Origin of the sequence: Marmoricola sp. OAE513 (genome assembly GCF_040546585.1) — a bacterium.
Classification (GTDB): domain Bacteria; phylum Actinomycetota; class Actinomycetes; order Propionibacteriales; family Nocardioidaceae; genus Marmoricola.
The window spans coordinates 1,028,145-1,049,435 of record NZ_JBEPOC010000001.1; the positions used below are offsets into that span (position 1 = coordinate 1,028,145).

At 68.7% G+C, this 21,291-nt stretch carries 22 protein-coding genes, 1 tRNA gene and 1 riboswitch; of the genes, 10 read left to right on the forward strand and 13 right to left on the reverse strand.

Features of this window, described 5'->3' with window-relative positions:
• The first annotated feature begins 251 nt into the window (after nt 1-251).
• Entirely contained in the window at nt 252-1,556 is a 1,305-nt protein-coding gene (locus tag ABIE44_RS05270; protein WP_209721120.1) for a peptidoglycan DD-metalloendopeptidase family protein, read from the forward strand.
• A 72-nt stretch (nt 1,557-1,628) separates the two neighbouring features.
• Nucleotides 1,629-2,654, forward strand: coding sequence for an SGNH/GDSL hydrolase family protein (locus ABIE44_RS05275; protein ID WP_209721117.1), 1,026 nt, complete (start codon nt 1,629-1,631; stop codon nt 2,652-2,654).
• 124 nt (nt 2,655-2,778) lie between these two features.
• On the opposite strand, the gene ABIE44_RS05280 is transcribed toward ABIE44_RS05275, so the two are convergent.
• Both ABIE44_RS05280 and ABIE44_RS05285 read right to left on the reverse strand, forming a co-directional pair.
• Nucleotides 2,779-3,627 carry a Bax inhibitor-1/YccA family protein gene (locus tag ABIE44_RS05280; protein WP_209721114.1) on the reverse strand — a complete coding sequence of 283 codons (849 nt, stop codon included), beginning with the start codon at nt 3,625-3,627 and terminating at the stop codon, nt 2,779-2,781.
• A gap of 130 nt (nt 3,628-3,757) precedes the next feature.
• Nucleotides 3,758-5,233: a cellulase family glycosylhydrolase gene (locus ABIE44_RS05285; RefSeq protein ID WP_209721112.1), complete on the reverse strand. Its 1,476-nt coding sequence runs from the start codon at nt 5,231-5,233 to the stop codon at nt 3,758-3,760.
• A gap of 97 nt (nt 5,234-5,330) precedes the next feature.
• Here ABIE44_RS05285 and ABIE44_RS05290 point away from each other — a divergent pair, with 97 nt between their 5' ends.
• Entirely contained in the window at nt 5,331-5,942 is a 612-nt protein-coding gene (locus tag ABIE44_RS05290; RefSeq protein ID WP_209721109.1) for a hypothetical protein, read from the forward strand.
• On the opposite strand, the gene ABIE44_RS05295 is transcribed toward ABIE44_RS05290, so the two are convergent.
• The 3 genes from ABIE44_RS05295 to ABIE44_RS05305 form a co-directional block, all read right to left on the reverse strand.
• Nucleotides 5,939-6,379, reverse strand: a complete 441-nt coding sequence (locus ABIE44_RS05295) for a hypothetical protein (protein WP_209721106.1) — start codon at nt 6,377-6,379, stop codon at nt 5,939-5,941. The two genes, ABIE44_RS05290 and ABIE44_RS05295, sit on opposite strands and share 4 nt — an antisense overlap.
• A 66-nt stretch (nt 6,380-6,445) precedes the next feature.
• The gene (locus tag ABIE44_RS05300) at nt 6,446-6,706 is read right to left on the reverse strand and encodes a hypothetical protein (protein WP_209721103.1); all 261 of its coding nucleotides are present in this window, start codon (nt 6,704-6,706) and stop codon (nt 6,446-6,448) included.
• A 22-nt stretch (nt 6,707-6,728) separates the two neighbouring features.
• Nucleotides 6,729-7,574 (reverse strand): hypothetical protein, encoded by an 846-nt coding sequence (locus ABIE44_RS05305; RefSeq protein WP_209721100.1) that lies wholly within the window; start codon nt 7,572-7,574, stop codon nt 6,729-6,731.
• A 146-nt stretch (nt 7,575-7,720) separates the two neighbouring features.
• Here ABIE44_RS05305 and ABIE44_RS05310 point away from each other — a divergent pair, with 146 nt between their 5' ends.
• The 6 genes from ABIE44_RS05310 (at nt 7,721) to ABIE44_RS05335 (ending at nt 14,711) form a co-directional block, all read left to right on the forward strand.
• A complete protein-coding gene (locus ABIE44_RS05310; protein ID WP_209721098.1) occupies nt 7,721-8,983 on the forward strand; it encodes a glycoside hydrolase family 16 protein in 1,263 nt (420 codons plus the stop codon).
• 194 nt (nt 8,984-9,177) lie between these two features.
• Nucleotides 9,178-10,404, forward strand: a complete 1,227-nt coding sequence (locus ABIE44_RS05315) for a family 16 glycosylhydrolase (protein ID WP_209721095.1) — start codon at nt 9,178-9,180, stop codon at nt 10,402-10,404.
• A 20-nt stretch (nt 10,405-10,424) separates the two neighbouring features.
• Complete coding sequence (locus ABIE44_RS05320) at nt 10,425-11,507, forward strand: DNA adenine methylase (protein WP_209721093.1); 1,083 nt, start codon at nt 10,425-10,427, stop codon at nt 11,505-11,507.
• Complete coding sequence (locus tag ABIE44_RS05325) at nt 11,504-12,817, forward strand: flavin-containing monooxygenase (protein ID WP_209721091.1); 1,314 nt, start codon at nt 11,504-11,506, stop codon at nt 12,815-12,817. Before ABIE44_RS05320 ends, ABIE44_RS05325 begins: the two co-directional genes overlap by 4 nt.
• Nucleotides 12,814-13,755 (forward strand): bile acid:sodium symporter family protein, encoded by a 942-nt coding sequence (locus ABIE44_RS05330; protein ID WP_209721090.1) that lies wholly within the window; start codon nt 12,814-12,816, stop codon nt 13,753-13,755. The genes ABIE44_RS05325 and ABIE44_RS05330 overlap by 4 nt, the downstream gene beginning before the upstream one ends.
• Entirely contained in the window at nt 13,752-14,711 is a 960-nt protein-coding gene (locus ABIE44_RS05335; RefSeq protein WP_209721088.1) for an SDR family oxidoreductase, read from the forward strand. The genes ABIE44_RS05330 and ABIE44_RS05335 overlap by 4 nt, the downstream gene beginning before the upstream one ends.
• On the opposite strand, the gene ABIE44_RS05340 is transcribed toward ABIE44_RS05335, so the two are convergent.
• The 4 genes from ABIE44_RS05340 to ABIE44_RS05355 form a co-directional block, all read right to left on the reverse strand.
• Nucleotides 14,693-15,268 (reverse strand): C40 family peptidase, encoded by a 576-nt coding sequence (locus ABIE44_RS05340; RefSeq protein ID WP_209721086.1) that lies wholly within the window; start codon nt 15,266-15,268, stop codon nt 14,693-14,695. The two genes, ABIE44_RS05335 and ABIE44_RS05340, sit on opposite strands and share 19 nt — an antisense overlap.
• 3 nt (nt 15,269-15,271) lie before the next feature.
• Nucleotides 15,272-15,446: riboswitch (cyclic di-AMP (ydaO/yuaA leader) on the reverse strand.
• A gap of 159 nt (nt 15,447-15,605) precedes the next feature.
• Nucleotides 15,606-15,679 (reverse strand) — tRNA-Leu (locus tag ABIE44_RS05345).
• A gap of 13 nt (nt 15,680-15,692) precedes the next feature.
• Nucleotides 15,693-16,202 (reverse strand): peptide deformylase, encoded by a 510-nt coding sequence (def, locus tag ABIE44_RS05350; RefSeq protein WP_209721084.1) that lies wholly within the window; start codon nt 16,200-16,202, stop codon nt 15,693-15,695.
• A complete protein-coding gene (locus ABIE44_RS05355; protein ID WP_209721082.1) occupies nt 16,202-16,717 on the reverse strand; it encodes a glycine cleavage system transcriptional repressor in 516 nt (171 codons plus the stop codon). The genes def and ABIE44_RS05355 overlap by 1 nt, the downstream gene beginning before the upstream one ends.
• 109 nt (nt 16,718-16,826) lie before the next feature.
• Between ABIE44_RS05355 and ABIE44_RS05360 the strand changes: the two genes are divergently transcribed.
• Nucleotides 16,827-18,074: an HNH endonuclease signature motif containing protein gene (locus ABIE44_RS05360; protein WP_209721079.1), complete on the forward strand. Its 1,248-nt coding sequence runs from the start codon at nt 16,827-16,829 to the stop codon at nt 18,072-18,074.
• Here the strand turns inward: ABIE44_RS05360 and ABIE44_RS05365 are convergent.
• Genes ABIE44_RS05365 through ABIE44_RS05380 form a run of 4 tightly spaced genes read right to left on the reverse strand, consistent with a single transcriptional unit; the run spans nt 18,071 to nt 21,285 of the window.
• Nucleotides 18,071-18,907: a uracil-DNA glycosylase gene (locus ABIE44_RS05365; RefSeq protein WP_209721076.1), complete on the reverse strand. Its 837-nt coding sequence runs from the start codon at nt 18,905-18,907 to the stop codon at nt 18,071-18,073. The genes ABIE44_RS05360 and ABIE44_RS05365 overlap by 4 nt on opposite strands.
• 4 nt (nt 18,908-18,911) lie before the next feature.
• Entirely contained in the window at nt 18,912-19,865 is a 954-nt protein-coding gene (locus ABIE44_RS05370) for a YihY/virulence factor BrkB family protein (protein WP_209721073.1), read from the reverse strand.
• Nucleotides 19,862-20,791: a Ppx/GppA phosphatase family protein gene (locus ABIE44_RS05375; RefSeq protein WP_354437866.1), complete on the reverse strand. Its 930-nt coding sequence runs from the start codon at nt 20,789-20,791 to the stop codon at nt 19,862-19,864. Before ABIE44_RS05375 ends, ABIE44_RS05370 begins: the two co-directional genes overlap by 4 nt.
• Nucleotides 20,788-21,285, reverse strand: coding sequence for a DUF501 domain-containing protein (locus tag ABIE44_RS05380; RefSeq protein WP_209721067.1), 498 nt, complete (start codon nt 21,283-21,285; stop codon nt 20,788-20,790). Before ABIE44_RS05380 ends, ABIE44_RS05375 begins: the two co-directional genes overlap by 4 nt.
• Between the last annotated feature and the right edge of the window lie 6 nt (nt 21,286-21,291).

Consider the following 21,291-nt stretch of genomic DNA (forward strand, 5'->3'; position numbering starts at 1 on the left):
TTGCTCGTGGCCGAGTGGCCGAGAACTCACTGACGAACGAAGTGAGGAACATAGGACTCAAGATAGTCGTCCTCCTGCCGACTCCTAGAACGGGTCAAAACCGGCGCCCTGAGTATTACATCGTTGTAGTTTGCAAGCACCGACACGCATCATGAGTAACTTTTTTTCACTCAAGCCCCAATTTTCTCAGTTTTCGGGCCATACTCGGAGCGCTCGGTGCTTCCCCCACCACTGACCAAGCAGGAGAGCCCATGTCTGTCGCCCGTGTCTCGAGGACCCTGATCGGTACCGCCGTGCTCGGCGCGCTGATTGCCCCGGCGCTGGTCGTCGCGAATTCCGGCGGGATCTCGCTGGCCGGCACCAAGAGCGTCCCGGCCGCCCAGCGCAAGGCTTCTCCCCCGAACGTGATGTTCCCGGTGGCGAGCAAGAAGGCGAAGGACCTCAAGACCTACGGCTCCAAGCCCGGCACCGAGATCAAGGCGCCCTGCGGTTCGACCGTACGCTCCGCCTTCGCCGGCGTCGCCACCGTCAGCAAGTCCAAGACCAGCGGCAAGCACCTGGTGATGGTGACCAGCAAGAAGAGCAAGATCATCGGCTACTACGGCTTCATGCGGTCGCACTCGGTGAAGACCGGCCAGAAGGTGAAGTCCGGGCAGAAGCTCGGCACCGTCGGCAACCAGGGCATCGCCCGCTTCTGCTCGTTGTACTTCGCGCTCACCACGAACGCGACCAAGACCGACCCGACGCGCTGGCTCGACACCTACGTCGGCAAGGCGCTCCCGACCAGCACCCCGACCACCCCGACCACGCCGCCCGAGCTCGACCCGGGCTTCGTCGTCGCCGCGTTCAACGTCCTCGGCGCCAGCCACACCACCAAGAAGGGCGGCAGGTACCCGGGCTACGCCTGGCGCACGCCCCGGCAGGTGACCTTCCTGGCGGGATACGGGCTCGACGTCATCGGACTCCAGGAATTCCAGAAGAAGAACCGGACCGCGTTCCTCAAGGCCGCCGGCACGACGTACGGGATCTACCCGTCCGACCCCAAGGCCGACACCGAGAACTCGATCATCTGGCGCAACTCCACCATGGAGCTGGTCTCGGCCTCGACGATCAACGTGCCGTACTTCGACGGTCATCCCCGCAAGATGCCGGTGATCGAGCTCCGCCAGAAGTCGACCGGCATCTCGGCGTACTTCATCAACGTGCACAACCCGGCCTCGATCAAGGCCTACGGCAAGCAGGGCAAGTGGCGCGACAAGGCGATCGCGATCGAGCGCGCCAAGGTCATCGAGCTCCGCAAGACCGGCAAGGCCGTGTTCCTCACCGGTGACCTCAACGACCGGGAGCGCGCGTACTGCCCGCTGTCGGCCGGTGGACTCATGTACTCCGCGAACACGACGCCGTCGACCGGCGCCTGCAAGATGCCCAAGAAGGCCAGCATCGACTGGGTCCTGGTCTCCGGTGCTCGCTTCAGCAGCTACCTGCAGGACTGGTCGGGCAAGGACAAGCGGCTGACCGACCACCCGATCATCGTGAGCCGGGCACACCTGTCCTGACGAGACTCGGAACGGGTCGGCGCGCTGGGGGCGCGTCGGCCCGTTTCGCCCGTCCTGCCTAGGATGGTCGCGATGGGACGAGCAGCAGCGGCACGCAAGCTGGCTTCAGCGGCGGCGTACGGCGGAGGTGGGCTCTCCCTGCTGGGGGCGTCGCTCTACGGCCTCCTCCGCGCCGAGGCGAAGGTGGCCCGCAAGGCGATCGGGCGCATCGAGGCGCGGGTCCCCGACCCGACCGGTTGGTACGGCCGCGGCCGCCCCGGGCCCGCGATCAAGGTCGCGCTCCTCGGCGACTCCAGCGCGGCCGGGTACGGCGTGAGCACGGTGGAGGAGACGCCCGGCGCGTTCCTCGGCTCAGGCATGGCCGCCCGCGCGAACCGACGCGTCCACCTCGGTGCGTTCTGCGTCTCCGGCGCCAAGTCGAGCGACCTGGTCGGCCAGATCAAGGCCGCGCTCCCCACGGCGCCCGACGTCGCGGTGATCCTCATCGGGGCCAACGACGTCACCCACCGGATGCTGCCCTCGGAGTCGGTGCGCTTCCTCTCCGAGGCCGTGCGCCGCCTCCAGGACGCGGGCGTGCAGGTCGTCGTCGGAACCTGTCCCGATCTCGGCACCGTTCGCCCGATCCCCCAGCCGCTGCGCCAGGTCGCCCGTCAGTGGTCGCGCCGCCTCGCTGCTGCCCAGACGATCGCGGTCGTCGAGGCCGGCGGGCGCACGGTGTCGTTGGGGTCGATCCTGGGGCCTGAGTTCGACGCCGACCCGACCGTGTTCTTCGGTCCTGACCGGTTCCACCCCTCCGCCGCCGGCTACTCCTCGCTCGTCGGCGTGCTGCTGCCGTCGGTGCTCGCGTCCCTGGGGCTCGGCCCGGACGACGAGGAGCACCCGCAGACCCGTCGCGGGGAGGGCCTGCGACCGATCGGCAAGGCGGCGGTGCACGCCACCCGGAACCCCGGTACCGAGATCGACGGCACCGAGGTCGGCGGGTCGGCCCGCGGACCCGGAGGACGTTGGGTGCTGCAGATGCGTCGCCGCTGGCTCAGTCCCGGAGACGTCGAAGCGCCCGAGTCCAGCGAGGACTCGGGCGCTCCGGAGACTGTCTAGCTATCAGCGTCGTCCCACGTGGTGCATCGCAAGGCGGAGGAACGCAGGCGTCCTCCTGCGGAGCGCAGCGGAGCGGACGTCAAGAGACGACAACGCCGCGAGGTGCCGCGTGGGACAGCGCTGATCAGTCGTTGCCGCGGAGGATGGCAAGAATCCGCAGGAGCTCGATGTAGATCCAGATGATCGTCACGGTCAGGCCGAACGCGGCCCGCCACGACTCGCGCTCCGGGAGACCCGCCGCGACCCCCTTCTCGACGAAGTCGAAGTCGAGGATCAGCATGAACACACCGAGGCACAGGCCCACGACGCTCATCACCAGGCCGAGGCCGCCGAAGCCGTTGAAGCCGATCTCGTTGCCACCGAACACCCCGAGCAGGACGTCCAGCAGCGTGACGGCGACGAAGCCGAACATCGCCGCGATGACGAACTTGCGGAAGCGCGCACCGACCTGGATGTTGAAGAACTTGTACGCCGCCAGGGTGCCGGCGACCGCGGCCACGGTGCCGAGCACCGCACCCGTCACCACACCGCCGCCGAAGGCGAGCTGGAAGGTCTTGCTCATCGCGCCGATGAAGAGACCCTCGAGCGCGGCGTACGCGATCACGAGAGCCGGGCTCACGACCTTCTTGAACGAGTTGACCATCGCCAGCACGAAGCCGCCGAGGGCGCCGACCAGGCTCAGGGTGTAGAGCATGCTCAGCTTGTCGGGGTCCATCTCGACGGCGTTGGTGAACTCGTTCTCGATCAGGACGTCGCCGGTCGCGATCCAGGTCGCGGCGGCGACGAGCACGACGACACCGAGGGTGATCGCGCTCTTCTGGACGACCGAGTCGATCGTCATCCGGCCGGTGCCCGAACCCGTGTGGGTGGACGGCGCGTCGCCGTAGGTCGGCGTGTCGAAACCGGCGTAACCGGTCCCGCCCTTGCCGTTGAAGCCCTCGGACCGCGCGAAGACGGGGTTGCTGCTCTGCATGGTCTCCTCCTTGGAGGCCTGACTGGCTCACCACTGTGGCGCCAGATGACGGCTCCACCCTACCGAGCCGTCACCGGTTCAACGAGCGGCGGCGAGTCGGTGTTCCCGTCCCGACGGGCTCGACGACCGGCTACGGAACGGGCGTGATCGTGACGTTCACCGTGGTCGCGGAGTCGACGTCGAGGTCGACGTACGAGCCGTTCTTGGTGACCGTGCCGACGTTCGTCGTCACCGTGTACCCGTTCGGCGCGGTCAGCGGGCTGACGAAGATGCGCGTGGGCGCGTCGATCGTCGGGTCCGCGGCGTACGACATCGTGAACTTCCCGGTCGCCGAGTCGTACCGGTAGGTCAGGTCCCTGCCGGCGGTCGCCTGCGGGTAGGTCCGCACGAGCTCCTTGAGCTTCGGCTTGGTGGTCGACAGGTCGGCGTCGTCGAAGAAGAGGCCCTGCTTGGTGTCGGCCGTGGTCGGGTCGTTCCAGTACTTGTAGGCCCAGTACAGCCAGCCCATGGTGTTGGCGTCCGCGCCCTCGGCGTCGATCTGGATCGCGCGCACGTTGTCGCTGGCGCCCCACTCCGACATCAGGGGCACGGCGTTCATCCGTGCGGACTGGTCGACCGCGTGGTCCTGGCGGTTGCGGGTGAACCCCGTGCAGGACTCGGTCGCGTTCAGCGGCAGGCCGGTGGACTCGACGAAGGTGGCGCTGCAGTAGTTGTGCCAGGACAGGCCGAGGTTGTCCTCGCCGGGCACCGACTTCAGGTAGGTCTGCAGCAGCAGGCCGCTGGAGAGCTGCTGCGGTTCGTACCAGACGATGTTCTTCGGGTCGACGGTCCGGATCCCGGCGAGCGCCTTGTCCTGGGCCGGCTGGAGCTCCTTGTAGTAGCTCAGCGCGCATCCGCCCAGGGGGCAGGTCGGCCACTCCGAACCGACCCAGGGCTCGTTGATCAGGTCGTACCCCATCGAGTAGGGCTGGTCCTTGTAGTGCGTCGCGACCTGCTTCCAGAAGGTGACCCAGTGGTCGAGCAGGTTGTTCTTGTTGGCCCAGAAGTTGTCGAAGACCGTCGAGACCTCAGGGGTCCAGTAGCCGAACGGGAACGGCACCTTCGGGTACGGCAGCAACGACCACGGCGCCGGACGCTTCACCGCCCAGCTCGGGACGCCCTCGCCGCCGTAGGTCTCGTGCCACATGTCCTGGTGCATGTCGAACTGCATCCAGATGCCCTTGTCGGCCATCAGGTCGACGATCCGGTCCCAATTCTGGAAGTACGTCGGGTCGACGACGCCGGGAGCCGTCGGGTTCACGCCGGGCCACAGGATGCCGAGACGAGCACCGTTGAAGCCGTGCTCGTACAGCCAGTCGGCGTCGGTCGCGGTGAAGCCGCCGGGGGTGTTCGGCGGCACGTAGGGCGCCTTCTTCCAGACGAAGTTGAGGCCGTGCACGATCACGAGGCGGCCGTGCTCGTCGACCAGGTAGCGCCCTTCGCGCTGCAGCTGCGGCACGGGAGCCGGGTCGGCGTTCGCCGTCGGGCTGGTCACACCCGCCAGGGTGCCCGTGAGCAGCAACGTGAGCAGGGCAGCCAGAAGCGTGGTGAGCGCAGCCTTCTTCATACTTCTGCAACGAGTTCTAGCGCCCAGGGTTACCCAGCGCCACTCCCGGGCTACCCCCGGTTCGCCGTCGGAGTCCGTTATGCCCCATGATCGAGCGGTGACGCAGGCATTGGGCTACGACGAGTTCGGGATGCGGTTCATGGACCTGGTCCTCCACCGCGACCGGGTCATGGAGTCGATCAACCGGGTGCTCGGCGAGGAGTTCCAGCTGGGCCCAATCGGCGCCGGGCCCGGCCGCAAGGTCGCGAAGGCCACCGCGAACGGCACCTTCGGCAAGGCGTACGGCGAGGCCCTCACCGACGTCGTGGGCTACGAGGTCAACCTGCCGGTCGACGTCGCCTTCCACCTCGACCTGGGCGTCGACATGCTGCGGTTCAACGCCAAGGTGGTGCTGCCGCTGCGCCTGACCATGGAGCTGGTCGAGCCGCTGACGATCCTGTGGCACATCAGCCCGCCCGACCCCGAGGACGTGGTGATGGAGATCGCTGCGGACACCCGGCGTGCCACGGTGCTGCAGAAGGTCACCGGCCTGGACGGCGAGCTGCGCCGCTTCATCGTCCGGTTCGTCGACCGGGAGCTCGAGAAGCCCCACGTGCGCAAGGCGATGAAGATCGACCTGGTCACGCTCATCGACAACGCCTGGGAGCACATCGCGGCCCAGTTCATGCCGAACGGCCCCGAGGACCGCCGTACGCCCGAGACGGCCTAGAACGCGGGCTCGGAGCGCGACAGCAGCACCCCGAGGCCGGCGAGGCCGACCGCGACGACGTACAGGATCGTGGCGTAGGGGAACCCTCCGCTGGTGCCGAAGACGTTCACCTCGTGCACCCCGAGTCCCGGCCTCGCCACCGTGAACCACAGCGCCCCGGCCGCCGCCGCGCCCGAGGCGACGGACAGCACGGCGAGCAGGAACCGGAACGAGAACGACACGAGCACCAGGCTCAGCCCGGCCAGCCCCAGGCCGACGAACCACAGCACCCGCAAGGTGTCGTAACCGCCCGGGAACGGGGCCAGGGTGATGCGCTCCCCCGGCTCCAACGTGTCCAGCTGTCCGAAGCGCTCCCACACGACGGCGCACAGCACCGCCTGGACGGCGTACGTCAGCGCAGCCGCCCCGAGCGCCCACGAGACCAAGGTGTGTTTCATGCCAACCCCCACGGTTCCCCACGTTCTGCAGAGGAGACGGCCGCAGGGGCCGTTCGTGACACGGTTTCAGGCGCCGAGCGGGCTCCAGTGCGCGAACCCGGCGAGCGCGAGGGCGATCACGACCGCGGCGATGGCACCGAGCAGGATTCCGAAGCCCAGTGCACCGCGCGGGGTCAGCAGCAGCACGATGCCGACCAGGGTCGAGGCGAAGAGCAGCAGCAGGATCCGCTGGTCGCCCTTGGCGATCAGCAGGAACCCGAGGTTGATGACCAGGGACGGGATCGCTCCCTTGATCAGCTCGATCCGGTCGCTCTCGGGGGTCTCCATGACGTCCACGATAGTCAGCCGCTCAGCAGACGTGCTTGGCGGTGTGCCTCTTCGTGCGCGGGGCCTTGGCGACCTTGCTCTGGTTCTTGCCCTTCTTCTTCAGGTTCCAGTACCGACCCCAGTCGATCTGGATCTTGGCGTCCCGCATGTGCACGTTCTTCTTCGGCGGGATGAGGGAGAACTTCATCTTCATCGGCACGTTCAGGAGGGCGGCGGGCCGAACCTCCTTGGCGACGACCTTCGCGTCGACGTACCAGGAGATCCGCTTCCTGGTGATCTCCACGGCGATCGTGTGCCACTCGTCGTGGCCGATGTTCCGCTTGTGGCCGATGACCTTCTTGAAGACGTTGTTCGGCAGCGTGTGGATCTCGAACGCGGCGGTGTGCGGCTTCGCGCGCCGGTAGTTGAGCATCGTGACGCCCTGGGCGCCGCAGTGCTGGGCCGACTTCTTCGTCGGGATCAGCTGGATCCGGATCGTGTAGTCCAGGCCCTTCCTGGTGGCGCTGCGCATCCGGTCGGTGCGGAAACGGGTCTCCCACCGTCCGGTCGCCTTCGAGAGCGTCCAGGTGGTGCTCAGCCGGGCGTCCTTGTTCGCGTACAGCTCGAGCATGCCGTTGTTGGTGCCGTAGCCGCCGCGCCCCTTCTTCTTCCAGGAGCTCGGGACCCCGCCCTTGAACTCGTGGCGGCTCACCACCGGGTACCACCCGAACGTGGACCCGGCGTGCTGCAGCTCGAACGCGGTGCAGCCAGATGGGCGGCCGCAGGAGCCGGGCTTGGCCTGGGCCGGCAGCACCACGGCGAGCGAGGTCGCCAGGGCGCCGAGCGCCAGGAGCGCGATCAGACGGAGCTTGTGGGGGCGTGAAGACATCCCGCCAACCTAGGCAAAGCGACACGCGGTCGCAAACCGGGCGCAGAACGCCTGGGGAGGGCATCGGAACTCGTACGCTCAGGCCAGGCAACTCGGGCCTCACCTGCCCCAGTAGTCACTTCCCCTCCCAGTCAGGCCCCTTCCCCATGTTTCGTGCATTCCTGCTGGTCGTCACCGCCTCCGTTGCGCTGTTGGCCGCCGGCTACTACGTCGACGCGTTCGACGGCTCCGGCCCCGGCAGCGAGCTGGCTGCCAACAAGAGCCAGGACAACACCCTGGGCGCGTTCTCGCGACCCGTGGTGCTGGTGCTCGAGCCGCCGTCCTCCCTCAGCCTGCGCGAGTCCACCCAGGTGCACGTCCAGGCCCAGGCCCCGGCCGCGCCGGGCGACCGGGTGCGTCTCGAGACCGCCGGCACGTACGGCCTCGGGTTCGTGAAGGTCAGCACCGGTTACCTCGACGAGAACCTGCGCGCGACCCTGATCCTGACCGGGCGCGCCTACCTGGGGACCTACAAGTACTGGGTCAAGGTTCCGGCGACCGGTCGCTACCAGGAAGGCCAGAGCGCGACCTTCGAGGTGACCATCGGTACACCGCCTCCGCCCGCCGCCCCGGTGTGCTCGGGAGACAACCCGGTCAAGGAGGACGGCACCCCGTGGGTGTGCACGTTCGACGACGAGTTCGACGGGAACGAGCTGAACCGCAAGTACTGGGTCCCGCAGGAGACGAGGACGAGCGGCTTCACGACCGGCACCCGGACCCGCTACGCGTGCGGCGTGGACAGCCCCGACACCATCAGCGTCGCGGGCGGCGCGCTGCGGCTCTCCCTGGTCGAGCTGCCCGCCGTGCAGAAGTGCGGGAAGAAGTCGTCGAAGTTCGCCTTCGGCCAGGTGATGCACCACCAGACGTTCTCGCAGACCTACGGCAAGTACGAGATCCGGGCGCGGATCCCCGACGTCCAGGTGCCCGGCGTCCAGCAGTCCTTCTGGTTGTGGCCGGTGAAGAACACCTACGGCGGGTGGCCGGCTTCGGGCGAGATCGACTTCGCCGAGATGTACAGCAACGCCGTCGGCATCAACAAGCCGTTCATCCACTACCTCCCCGGCGAGGGCCGCAAGGGCACCAGCCAGAACCGCACCCACGACTACTGCTCGATCGACGTGGGCGAGTTCAACACCTACGGGGTGGAGTGGCAGCCGCAGAAGATCACCGTGCTCGTCAACGGGGTCGTCTGCTTCGTCAACGAGTACAAGTCCGCGCTGGCCGGGGTCCAGGGCCGGAGCTCGCCGTTCGACAAGCCTTTCTACCTGGCGATGAACCAGGCCATGGGCGCCCTCGGCAACGAGTACGACCCTGCTGTCGTTCCGGACACCGTGACGACCGAGATCGACTACGTGCGTATCTGGAAATGAGTTACGCCGGCTCCCGCGGTTGACCAGACCAGTGAGCGCGACGACGAGCCGGACCGGCGCAACACGGGAGATCCCGCCTAGCATCGCTTCACGACGGCCACGACCGGCCGGCCACCCGCACGACGCACATCTCGGAACGCAACACCTGTGTGTCCTCACGTCCTCCCGCACCGGGGACGCCAAGGAGAGCCTGAATGTTCCGGATCCCAGCCCTGGCCACGGCCGGCACCGCCCTGATCGTCGTAGCGGCGCTAGGCGGAAGCAGCTCCGCGGGCTTCGTGCTCGCCGCCGAGCCCACCACGCCCAACGTCCTGGTGACCTCTGCTCCCGGCGAGCTGGTCCTGGAGGAGTCGGGCACGGTCACGGTCCAGGTCACCGGCGACGCCCACCCCGGCGACCGGATCATCCTCAACACCGCGGGTTCCTACAACACCGGGTTCGTCCGGGTCAGTGAGACGGTCCTCGACGACCACCTGATGGCGACCCTGAAGGTGCCCGGTCGCGAGTACCTCGGTTCCTACGACTACTGGGCGAGCACCCCGGCCACGTCGGTCAACCCGGAGCGCTCCAGCGAGCGGTTCACGATCGACATCGTCTCCCCGCCGCCTCCGGTGAACCCGAACTGCGGTAGCGGCGCTCCGAGAAAGGCGGACGGCAGCCCGTGGGTCTGCACGTTCGCCGACGACTTCGAGGGCAAGGCCCTCGACCGCCGCTACTGGGTCGCGCAGCGCACCGAGAACAGCGGTTTCACGACCGGTAACAAGATCAAGTACGCGTGCGCGTTCGACAGCCCGGAAACCATCGGCGTCCGCGGCGGCAACCTCGAGTTGTCCCTGGTCGAGCGCACGGAGTCGCGCGACTGCGGCAAGGACAAGTCGTCGAAGTACGCGTACGGCCAGGTCATGCACCACCAGACGTTCGCCCAGACCTACGGGCGCTACGAGGTCCGGGCCAAGATCCCCGACCTTCGGGTTCCGGGCTCGCAGCAGTCGTTCTGGCTGTGGCCGGAGAAGGACACCTACGGCCCGTGGCCGCTGTCGGGGGAGATCGACTTCGCGGAGATGTACAGCAACGACCCCGGCATCGTGAAGCCGTTCATCCACTACACCCCGGGCGAGTCGACCGACGGCACCAACAAGAACGTCACCCACACGCGGTGCCCCATCAAGGTCGGTCAGTTCAACACCTACGGACTCGTCTGGGAGCCGGGCAAGCTCACGATCCTGCTCAACGGCAAGGTCTGCATGATCAACGAGTACTCCTCGGCGCTCGCCGGTTTCTACGGCGAGACCTCCCCCTTCGACCACCCCTTCTACCTGGCGCTGAACCAGGCGATGGGCGCGATCGGCAACGAGTACGTGGATGACCAGGTGCCCGACCGGCTCACCACGCAGATCGACTACGTCCGCATCTGGAAGTGAAGTCCACGTAGCCTGCGGGGGTGATCAAGTACCTGGGCTCCAAGCGCGCTCTGGTCGGGGTGCTCGGGGAGATCGCGACCCGGGTCGGCGCCACCACCGCCGTCGACCTGTTCACCGGGACGACCCGCGTGGCCCAGGAGTTCAAGAAGCGCGGTCTCGAGGTCACCGCCCACGACGTGGCCACGTACAGCGAGGTGCTGGGCAACTGCTACATCAGCACAGATGCTGACGCGGTCGACCGCGCCGAGCTCGACGACGCGCTGGCCCGCCTGGCCGCGCTCCCGGGCCGCGCCGGCTACTTCACCGAGACGTTCTGCATCCAGTCCCGCTTCTTCCAGCCGCACAACGGCGCTCGGGTCGACGCGATCCGCGACCTCCTCGAGAGCGAGTACCGGGACTCACCGCTCTTCCCGGTCCTGCTCACCAGCCTGATGCTCGCCGCCGACCGGGTCGACTCCACCACCGGCGTCCAGATGGCCTACCTCAAGCAGTGGGCACCGCGGGCCTACCACGACCTCGACCTGCGGGCACCTGAGCTGATCCCCGGGACCGGCCACACCCTGCGCGGGGATGCGACCCGGACCATCGACCTCCTCCCCCGGGTCGACCTGATGTACCTGGACCCGCCCTACAACCAGCACCGGTACTTCACGAACTACCACGTCTGGGAGACCCTGGTCCGCTGGGACGAGCCCGAGTCGTACGGCATCGCGCGCAAGCGCGTCGACGCCCGCGACGAGGAGACCAAGAGCGTCTTCAACCTCAAGCGCGAGATGGCTCCGGCCTTCGCCGACCTCGTCCGCCGGGCACGCGCCGACGTCCTGGTCGTGTCGTACAACGACGAGTCGTGGATCACCGCGGAGGAGATGACCCGGGCGCTGCGCGACGCCGGACACGAGGACGTGCGGATGCTCGCCTTCGACTCCAAGCGGTACGTCGGCGCGCAGATCGGCATCCACAACAACCTCGGCCAGCGCGTCGGCGAGGTCAAACGGCTGCGCAACGTCGAGTACGTCTTCGTGGCGGGCCCGACCGACCGGGTGGAGGCGGCCACCGACATCGATCTCTCCGTGGCGGGGTCTTCTGGTTTGATTCTCGGGTGACCGACTCGACTTTCGCCGTGATCGGCGCCGGACCGTCCGGGCTCGCTGCCGCCCGCAACCTCCAGCGCCGTGGCCTCCCCTGGGTCGGCTACGAGCTCGGCAGCGGTGTCGGTGGCCTCTGGGACATCGACTCCCCGCGGTCCACGGTCTACGAGTCCGCACACCTGATCTCCTCGCGCACGACGACGCAGTTCACCGAGTTCCCGATGGCCGAGGGCGTGGCCGACTACCCCTCGCACCGCGAGCTGGCCGCGTACTTCAACGCCTTCGCCGACGAGTTCGACCTGCGGTCGGGCTTCCACTTCGACACCGAGGTCACCGCCGTACGCCGCGACGGCGACGCCTGGGCGGTCACCGTCCGCGACGCTTCCGGGGAGCACACCCACCGGCACGCCGGGGTGCTGCTCGCCAACGGCACGCTCTCGGAGCCCAACGTGCCGACCTTCGCCGGTCAGGACACCTTCACCGGCGAGATCCTGCACACCAGCTCCTACAAGCGCGGCGAGCAGTTCGCCGGCAAGCGCGTGCTCATCATCGGCGCGGGCAACTCCGGCTGCGACATCGCGGTCGACGCGGTGCACCACGCCGCCGCGATCGACATGTCGGTCCGTCGCGGGTACCACTTCGTGCCGAAGTACGTCCTCGGCAAACCTGCCGACACCCTCAACCAGGGCAAGCCGCTGCCCCCGAGGATCAAGCAGTTCATCGACTCCCGCGTGCTCAAGCTGTTCACCGGTGACCCGGTGAAGTTCGGCTTCCCCGAGCCGGACCACGCGATCTACGAGTCGCACCCGATCGTGAACTCGCTGATCCTGCACCACCTCGGCCACGGCGACCTGCGGGTGCGTCCGGACATCGACCGGTTCGACGGGGACGAGGTCGTCTTCGCCGACGGCTCCCGGACGGCGTACGACCTGGTCGTGCTGGCGACCGGCTACGCGCTGCACTACCCGTTCGTGGACGCGGGCCTGCTCGGTTGGAGCGGCCCGGGCTCGGGCAGTGCTCCGGACCTCTACCTCAACGTCTTTGCTCGTGGCGCCGACGCACGCGGTCTCTTCGTGCTCGGCATGATCGAGGCCTCGGGGATCGGCTGGCAGGGCCGCTACGAGCAGGCCGACCTGGTCGCGGGCTATCTGGCCGCACAGACGGCGGGTTCGGACGTCACGGCGTTCGAGAAGCGCATCGACGACGCGCACCCGGACCTGTCCGGCGGCTACAAGTACCTGGGCCTCGAGCGGATGGCGTACTACGTCAACAAGGACGCCTACCGGAACGCGGTACGCCGTGAGGCCGAGGAGTTCGGGCCGTGATCGCCCAGGTACTCAGCCTCGCGACCGACGTCGACGACATCCGGATCGCGTTCAACGAGAGCTCGCTGACGGTCCTCAAGATCGTCATCGGCACGATCCTGTTCGGCATCGCGCTCGACACCAAGGTCTCCGACTTCACCGCCGCGCTGCGCCGCCCGTGGGTGATCACGATCGGCGTGCTCGCCCAGTTCATCGCGCTGCCGGCGCTGACGTTCCTGCTCACACTGCTGCTCGACGTCCGCGGTTCGGTCGCGCTCGGAATGATCCTGGTTGCCTGCTGTCCGCCGGGCAACGTCTCGAACGTGCTCACCCACCGCGCCGGCGGTGACGTCGCGCTGTCGGTCTCGATGACCGCGGTGAGCAACCTGCTGGCGATCTTCCTGATGCCGCTGAACATGGCGTTCTGGGGCGGGCTGCACCCGACCGGCGAGAAGCTGCTCGAGGACATCGACCTGTCGGCCGTCGACATGCTCGTCGAGGTCGGCCTGGTCATCGGGGTGCCGTTCGTCCTCGGCATCTCGATCGCCCGGCTCTGGCCGGCCGTCGCGGAGCGCGCCCACAAGGTCGTCGGGCCGGTCTCGTTCCTCGCCCTGGGCGTCGTCATCGTCCTCGGCGTCACCAAGAACTGGGACCTGTTCCTCGACTACATCAGCATCGTCCTGCTGGCGGTCTTCCTGCACGACGCGCTCGCGCTCGCGCTGGGTTGGTGCATCGGCAGGGCCACCCGGCTGCCCGACCGCAGCGTGAAGGCGATGACCTTCGAGGTCGGCATCCGCAACGCGGGCCTCGGCCTGCTGCTGGTGTTCTCCTACTTCGACGGCCTCGGCGGGATGGCGCTCGTCGCCGCCTGGTGGGGAATCTGGGACATCGTCGCCGGACTGGCCCTCGCCCAGTGGTGGTCCTCCCGCTCGTCTGAGAAGAAAGCAGTCACCGCATGAAGATCCTGGTCACCGGCGGCAGCGGCTTCCTCGGCAGTGCCGTCGTACGACGCCTCAGCGCCGCCGGCCACGACGCCGTGGTTGCGGACCTGCGAGAGCCGGAGACCCTCCCCGACGGTGTGACCTTCGCGCGCTTCGACGTCACCGACGCCGACCTCGTCGGCGCGGTGATCGGGGCCGTGCAGCCCGAGGTCGTCGTGCACCTGGCCTCGATCGTCACACCCGGCAAGAAGTCGAACCGCGAGCTCGAGTACGCCGTCGACGTCGACGGCACCCGCAACGTCCTGGACGCGTGCTTGGCGCACGGCGTACGCCGGATCGTCGTGTCCTCCAGCGGAGCGGCGTACGGGTACCACGCGGACAACCCCGCCTGGTTGACCGAGATCGACCAGGTGCGCGGCAACGAGGAGTTCGCCTACTCCCACCACAAGCGGTTGGTGGAGGAGATGCTTGCCGAGCTGCGAACGAGCACCCCGGCGCTCGAGCAGGTCGTGCTGCGGATCGGCACGATCCTCGGCGAGTCCGTCGACAACCAGATCACGGCACTGTTCGACTGGCCGTTCCTGCTCAAGGTCGGCGGCGCCGATTCTCCGTTCGTCTTCATCTGGGACACCGACGTCGCCGCCATCATCGAGCGCGGCGCGACCGGTCCGGCGGACGCGGTCGTCGGGGTCACCAACGTCGCCGGCGACGGCACCCTCACGATGGACGACATCGCGCAACGGCTCGGCAAGCGGGCCGTGTCGGTGCCGACGATCGCCCTGCAGGGTGTGCTCGGCGTGCTGAAGCCGCTGGGGCTGTCGGCGTACGGGCCGGAACAGACGAGGTTCCTGCAGTTCCGACCCGTGCTCGCCAACGACCGGCTGCGCACCACCTTCGGGTACGTGCCGAGCAAGACCTCCTCAGAGGCCTTCGACGCCTGGCTGGCAGCGCGCGCTCAGCGCACCCGGCCGTAGTAGACCGAGCGGGTCCAGATGCGCTCCTTGCGGACCCGGGTGCCCGAGTACGGCGCGTGCCAGATCTGGTTCTTCCCGGCGTAGATCGCGACGTGGTAGATCCCGCCACCGTCGTGGAAGAACACCAGGTCCCCGGCGCGGCGGTCCTTGGCGCGCAGGTGCTTCACCCGGCCGTACTGGGCAGCCGAGGAGTGCGGAAGCTTCTTGCCGAGCCGCTTGAAGGTCCACATCGTCAGACCCGAGCAGTCGAAGCGACGCGGGCCGGCGGCACCGTAGGAGTAGCTCGACCCCTTGCGGGTCGCGGCCACGCGGACGGCCTTGCGACCGAACGCCTTGGCGCGCTTCAGCCTCTGAGCCTTCTTCTGGGCCCTGATCTGTGCCGCGGTGGGAGCCGGAGCAGCCGCCGGGGCAGCGGGAGCCTGGGTGGTCGGGGTGCCCGACACCGAGGCGAGGTCAGCCTGCGCCGGCGCCGGAGCGACCAGGACAGCAAGGGCAACGAAAGGCGCGCAGAGGAGTCCGAGCGCGCGCAGATGAGTACGACCAGTCGTCGTGGACATGTGAAACCTGTGCGGTCACGCTTACGAGGGTTGACCTGTCGGATTCGGGCTACCGTTGCCCGGCCACTCGTGTGGCTTCACCCCAAGTCCCACCGGACAGCTCGTGTGGACACTGCGTGAGACGTCGTGCTGGTTCCTCCGCGCCCGTCATCCCCACTCGCTTTCGCGTCGTGTTGTCCGGCTCATGACGGGCCTCAGCGTGAGCAACGGACAGCACCCCAAGAACTTGGGGGCGCATCCAGTGAATCGGCATCGAGGACCGGTTCCTGACCAGTTACGCGGGAAATGTGAGTCAGCGCACGTGGTTGAGGAAGATCACACACGCGGTCGAGCACGGTGCCCCGGGTGGGGGTCGAACCCACACTGAACGGTTTTTAAGACCGCTTCCTCTGCCGGTTGGGATACCGGGGCCAGGAGGAACCGATCATAAGTAGGTCTTGCGCGGGTGCAGCGCGTGCGCGCCCGCCACCCGGTCGAGGAACAGCAGCCCCTCGCAGTGGTCGATCTCGTGCTGCAGCGCCCGGGCCTCGAAGGCCTCGGCCTCGATGATGACCTCGGCGCCGGTGCCCGGCTCCTGCCCCCGGACGACGAGCCGGGAGGCGCGCTTCACGTCACCGGTCAGGTCGGGCACGCTCATGCAGCCCTCGCGCGCCTTCTCGTTGCGGGTCGCGCTGACGATCTCCGCGTTGCAGAGCACGAACGTGCCGTGGTGGCCGCGGGTCTTGGGGTGCTCGGAGACGTCCACGCAGAACACCTTCGCACTCACCCCGACCTGAGGCGCGGCCAGGCCGACGCACCCGGGCGAGACCCGCATGGTGGCGATCAGGTCCGCCGCGAGCTGCACGATCTCGGGATCGGTCGGGTCGACCACCGCGCCGGGGCGCGACAGGACGGGGTCAGGGGCCCGGACGACCGGGAGGACGCGGCCTTCCATCAGAGGTCGTCGCTGTCCAGGGCGCGCAGGGAGACGTCGACACCGAGCGCCGTGGCTGCCGCGCTCAGCGAGGCGCTCAGCTCATCGGCGGAGACGGACGCGGGCAGGTCGACCTCAGCGATGAGCACGTAGAGCTCGCCCGCCAGGCGCGTGGTCAGGTCGGTGATGTTGCCGCCCACCGCTGCGACTTCGGCGACCACGTTGGAGACGATCCCCGGACGGTCGCCCCCGTGCACGCTGAGCAGGTACGACGAGCCGCGGCTGACGGGAGTCTCCGCGGGGACCGCGCGCACGGACACCGAGAGGGAGCCGTCCGCGGTGAGCCCGCCGAGCCCCTCCTCGACCTCTCCGGGCGAGGCGGAGCCGTCGGTGATCAGCGTCATCGCGAAGTGACCGCGCAGCAGCGTCATCGTCGAGTCCTCGATGTTCAGGCCCAGTCCGGCGAGGACACCCGTGGTCTCCGCGATGATCCCGGGACGGTCGTGGCCGAGGACGGTGATGGCGAGGAGCGGCATGTGCTGAGTCTTCCACCCAGCAGAACGCCCTGGAAAACGTTCTCACCTGCTCGTGCAGAACCCCTGTTTTCAGGGCAAAACTGTCGGTACCGGTCACTAGGTTCGATGCATGACCACGGCAACTGCTCTCGAGACCGGCGCGATCCTCGCGACGGCACGACGGGCGCGGGTGCAGGCCGACGAGGCCGAGGCGCAGATCCTGGCAGCCGCCGTCGCGTGGGCCCGGGTGCACGAGACCGAGGACGTCGACTTCGCTGCCACCTTCGGCGACACCCCGGTGCTCATCGCGGGCGAGGGGGCGCCCTACATCCGCTACGACGCCATCTCCGAGTTCGCGGCCGTCGTCGGACTCTCCAGCGCGTCGGGGCGGAACCTAATCGGACAGGCGCTCGAGCTCGCCTACCGACTGCCGAAGGTGTGGGACCGGATCCAGCGTGGCTCGCTGCCGTCGTGGCGTGGTCGCCGGATCGCGGAGGAGACGTTGTCGCTCTCGCAAGAAGCGGCAGCCTTCGTCGACCAGCAGGTCGCACCGTTCGCCCACAAGACCAACCTGGCTCAGACCCAGCGCCTCGTCGACGAGGCGATCGCCCGGTTCATGCCCGCCTTCGCCAAGAAGCGGCTCGACGACTCCGCGGAGCAGCGCCACGTCACCTTCGACCACCAGCAGGTGTCCTTTGCCGGCACGTCGCGCTTCTGGGGTGAGATCGACCTGGTCGACGCCCTCGAGCTCGACCAGGTCATCGCCGCGGAGGCCGAAGCGCTCAAGGACCTGGGATCCGACCTTCCGCTCGACATCCGCCGGGCGCAGGCGCTGGGCAACCTCGCCCGCGGCCAGCTCACGATCCGCCCCGAGGCGGGGCCGGCCACGCGCGACCTGGTCCTCTACGTGCACCTCGGCGCCGACGGACTCGGCCGCATCGAGAACGCCGGACCGCGTCCGCTCACCTGCGAGCAGATCGCCGCCTGGGCGCGGATCCCCGAGACCCGCGTGGTCGTGAAGCCGGTGATCGACCTCAACAAGCCGATCAGCACCGAGGCTTACGAGTGCACCGATGCCATCCGGGAGCACATCACCCTCCGTGACGGCACGTGCATCTTCCCGCACTGCACCCGCCCGGCACGCAGCTGCGATGCTGACCACACGGTCCCGTACGACGAGGGCGGTGAGACCGACACGAGGAACCTCGGCTCGCTGTGCCGGTTCCACCACCGGCTCAAGACGCACTCGGGCTGGTACTACACCGAGCTCGAGCCAGGGACGTATCTGTGGCGATCGCCCCACGGCTACCAGTTCCTTCGGGATCGTCACGGTACGGAGATCGTGACACCACGGCCGGTGGACCCGCCCGGCGACTAGGAGTCAGCCAGTTCCCGGGCGCGGGTGAACACCGCGTCGAGCATGTCCGTCGTGAGTCGTCCGGTGAAGGTGTTGTGCTGCGACGGGTGATAGCTCCCCAATAGCGTCACGGTGCCGTTCAGACCCTCGAGCTCGACCTCGGTGGCGTGCCCGAACTTTGGGAGCGGCCGCGGCACGGCGAAACCTGCTTCCTTCAGCGACCTCAGCGCGGCCGCCCACCCGAAGGCACCCAGGGTGACGACGACCTTCAGCAAGGGCGCCACCAGCTGGACCTCGCGGAGGATCCAGGGGGCGCAGGTGTCCCGCTCGACGGGAGTCGGCTTGTTCTCCGGCGGCGCGCACCGGACCGCGGCGACCATCCGCGCACCCACCAGCGCCTGCCCGTCGCCGGCATGGACCGAGGTCGCCTGCGTGGCGAGCCCGACGCGGTGCAGCGAGGCGAACAACCAGTCGCCCGAGGAGTCTCCGGTGAACACCCGCCCGGTGCGGTTGCCGCCGTTCGCTGCCGGGGCCAGTCCGACGATGAGGATCCGCGGTTCGGGGTCACCCCAGCCGGCGATCGGACGGCCCCAGTAGGGCTGGTCGGCGAACGAGGCCCGTTTGACCGTCGCCACGTCCTCGCGCCACCTCACCAACCGGTCGCACGCCGCGCACACGGAGACCCGCGCCTCGATCTCTGCCAGGTCGGCGCCCGCGGCGAGCTTCGCGACGCGGTGAGCGGTCTGGGCAACCGGGGTGTCCGACGCGGCGGGGTCCTCGGGCCAGCCGGTCCCGGGCGGCACCGGGCTCGCGAACAGCTCCCCGGTCAGCGGGTGCGGCAGGAGCCCGGACACGACGTCAGTCCTCGTCGGGTACCGGCTGGGGTTGCGGACCGTAGACCGGCGAGCCCGGCTTGCCCTCGAACATGCCGGTCACGTCCACCCGCGGCGCGACCGCGACCGGCACCTTGGGCGGGGCCGCGGCGATCGCCGCGTCGCGGGCGGCGTCGAGCTCGGCACCGAACAGCAGTGCGAGGTTGGTGAGCCAGAGCCACAGCAGACCGATGATCACACCGGCCAACGAGCCGTAGGTCTTGTCGTAGGAGGAGAAGTTCGCGACGTAGAACGCGAACCCGGTCGAGATCACGGCCCAGACCAGCAGCGCCACGAACGCACCCGGGGAGAGCAGCCGGACCCGACCCACCTTCACGTTCGGGGTGGCGTGGAACAGCAGGGCGACCACGACGACCACGAGGAGGGCGAGCGCCGGCCACTTGGCGATCTCCCAGATGTCGAGCGCCTGCTGGCCGATCCCGATCTCGCTGCCGACGGAGTCGGCGATCGGGCCGGTCAGCGTGATGATCACCAGACCGACCGCGTTGAACACCACGGCGACCAGCGTGATGAGCAGCATGAGGGGCCGGAGCCGCCAGAACGGACGGGTCTCCTCGACCTCGCGCACCTTGTTCATGGCCCGGGAGAACGCTCCGACGTACGCCGAGGAGGAGTACAACGCCCCGGCGATACCCGCTGCGAGCGTCCAGCTCGCCCCCGAGGTGTTCGACAGCCTGCGTAGCGTCGGCTCGAGGTCGTCGAGCCGCTCGGCCGACATCAGCGGCGCCAGGATGTCGAGGACGGTCCTGATCGTGTCGTCCGGGTTGCCGACGACCGCGAGCAGCGACAGCAGCGCCAGCGCCGCCGGGAAGATCGCCAGCACCGCGTAGTAGGTCAGACCGGCGGCGAGGTCGGTGGCATCGTGGCGCGCGAAGTTCTTCGCGGCCGTCACCACCAGGCTCTTGCGGGGGTCCTTCATGACACGCAGCTCCAAGCGATGCCGTCGACGATGTCGGACTCGGACACCGTCACCGTACCGACTCCGGTGCGCGCCAGGATGCGCTCGAGGATCAGCGCGCCGGCGCCGATCACGTCCGCCCGGCCAGGATGCATGTAACCGAGCGCCCGCCGCTCGGTGACGGTCATCGCCAGCAGGGCGTCGATGGTGCGGCGGACCTCGTCGAGATCGAGCACCGCGAGGTGCACCCGGCTGCGGTCGTACGCCGGGAGGTCCAGCACGCCGGCGGCGACGGTGGTGGCGGTTCCCGCCACCCCGACGACGGTCCGCGCGAGCGCGGGATCGACCCGGCAGGTGTCGAGCACCGCGTCGATGTCGGCACGCACGGCGGCGATCTCGTCGGCGGTCGGAGGATCGGTGCGGAGGTGGCGCTCGGTCAGCCGGACCGACCCGATGTCGAGGGAATGGGCGGTGGTGACCTGACCATCAGCGGTGCCGAGGACGAGCTCGGTGGACCCGCCGCCGATGTCGAGCACGAGGACGGGTGCAGCTGGGGCGCCGTTGATCCCGAGCACCCGGGTCGCGCCGTCGTACGACGCCCGCGCCTCGACGTCTCCGGCGATCACCTCCACCTCGACGCCGATCCGCTCCCGGACCGCAGCCGTGAACTCATCGGCGTTCTCGGCATCGCGCGCAGCCGAGGTGGCGCAGAAGCGGATCACCTCGGGCGCGTGCTCGGCGACCAGGGCGGCGTACTCGTCGAGCGCGACGAAGGCGCGCTGCATCGACTCCGCGGAGATCCGTCCGGTCTCGTCGACGCCCTGGCCGAGCCGGACGATACGCATCTCCCGGACGTGCTCGACGGCACTCCCGGTGGCCGGGTCCAGGTCGGCGATCAGCAGGCGCAGGGAGTTGGTGCCGCAGTCGAAGGCGGCGACGCGGGTCACACGCACGGACCCTTCGCCCACCAGTCCCCGAGCAGGTCCAAGACCTCGTCGCCCAGCGGGTTCACTCCCCTGCCCTGGGCCAGTGACTGTCCGGCCAGCACGTGCAGGCACTTCACCCGGTCGGGCATGCCGCCGGCCGAGATCCCCTCGATCTCCGGGACGTCCTGGCCCTTCTCGATGCGGATCGCCTCGCGTGCGGCGAGGTACGCCTCGTGAGCGGCCCGGTAGGCGGCGGCGAGCTGCTCGTCCTCCGCGAGCCGGGCCGACATCTCCTTCATGACCCCGGTGGCCTCCAGGGTGCCGATCATGCCGGCGGCCCGGGGGCAGGTCAGGTAGTACGTCGTCGGGAACGGCGTCCCGTTGTCCAGCCGCGGCTCGGTGGTGACCACGTCGGGGTTGCCGCAGGGGCACCGGTGGCCGATCTCGTGGATCGAGCGCGGTACGCGGCCGAGCTGAGCGTTCACCGCTGCGACGTCGGCGTCGTCGATGGTCATCGCCGG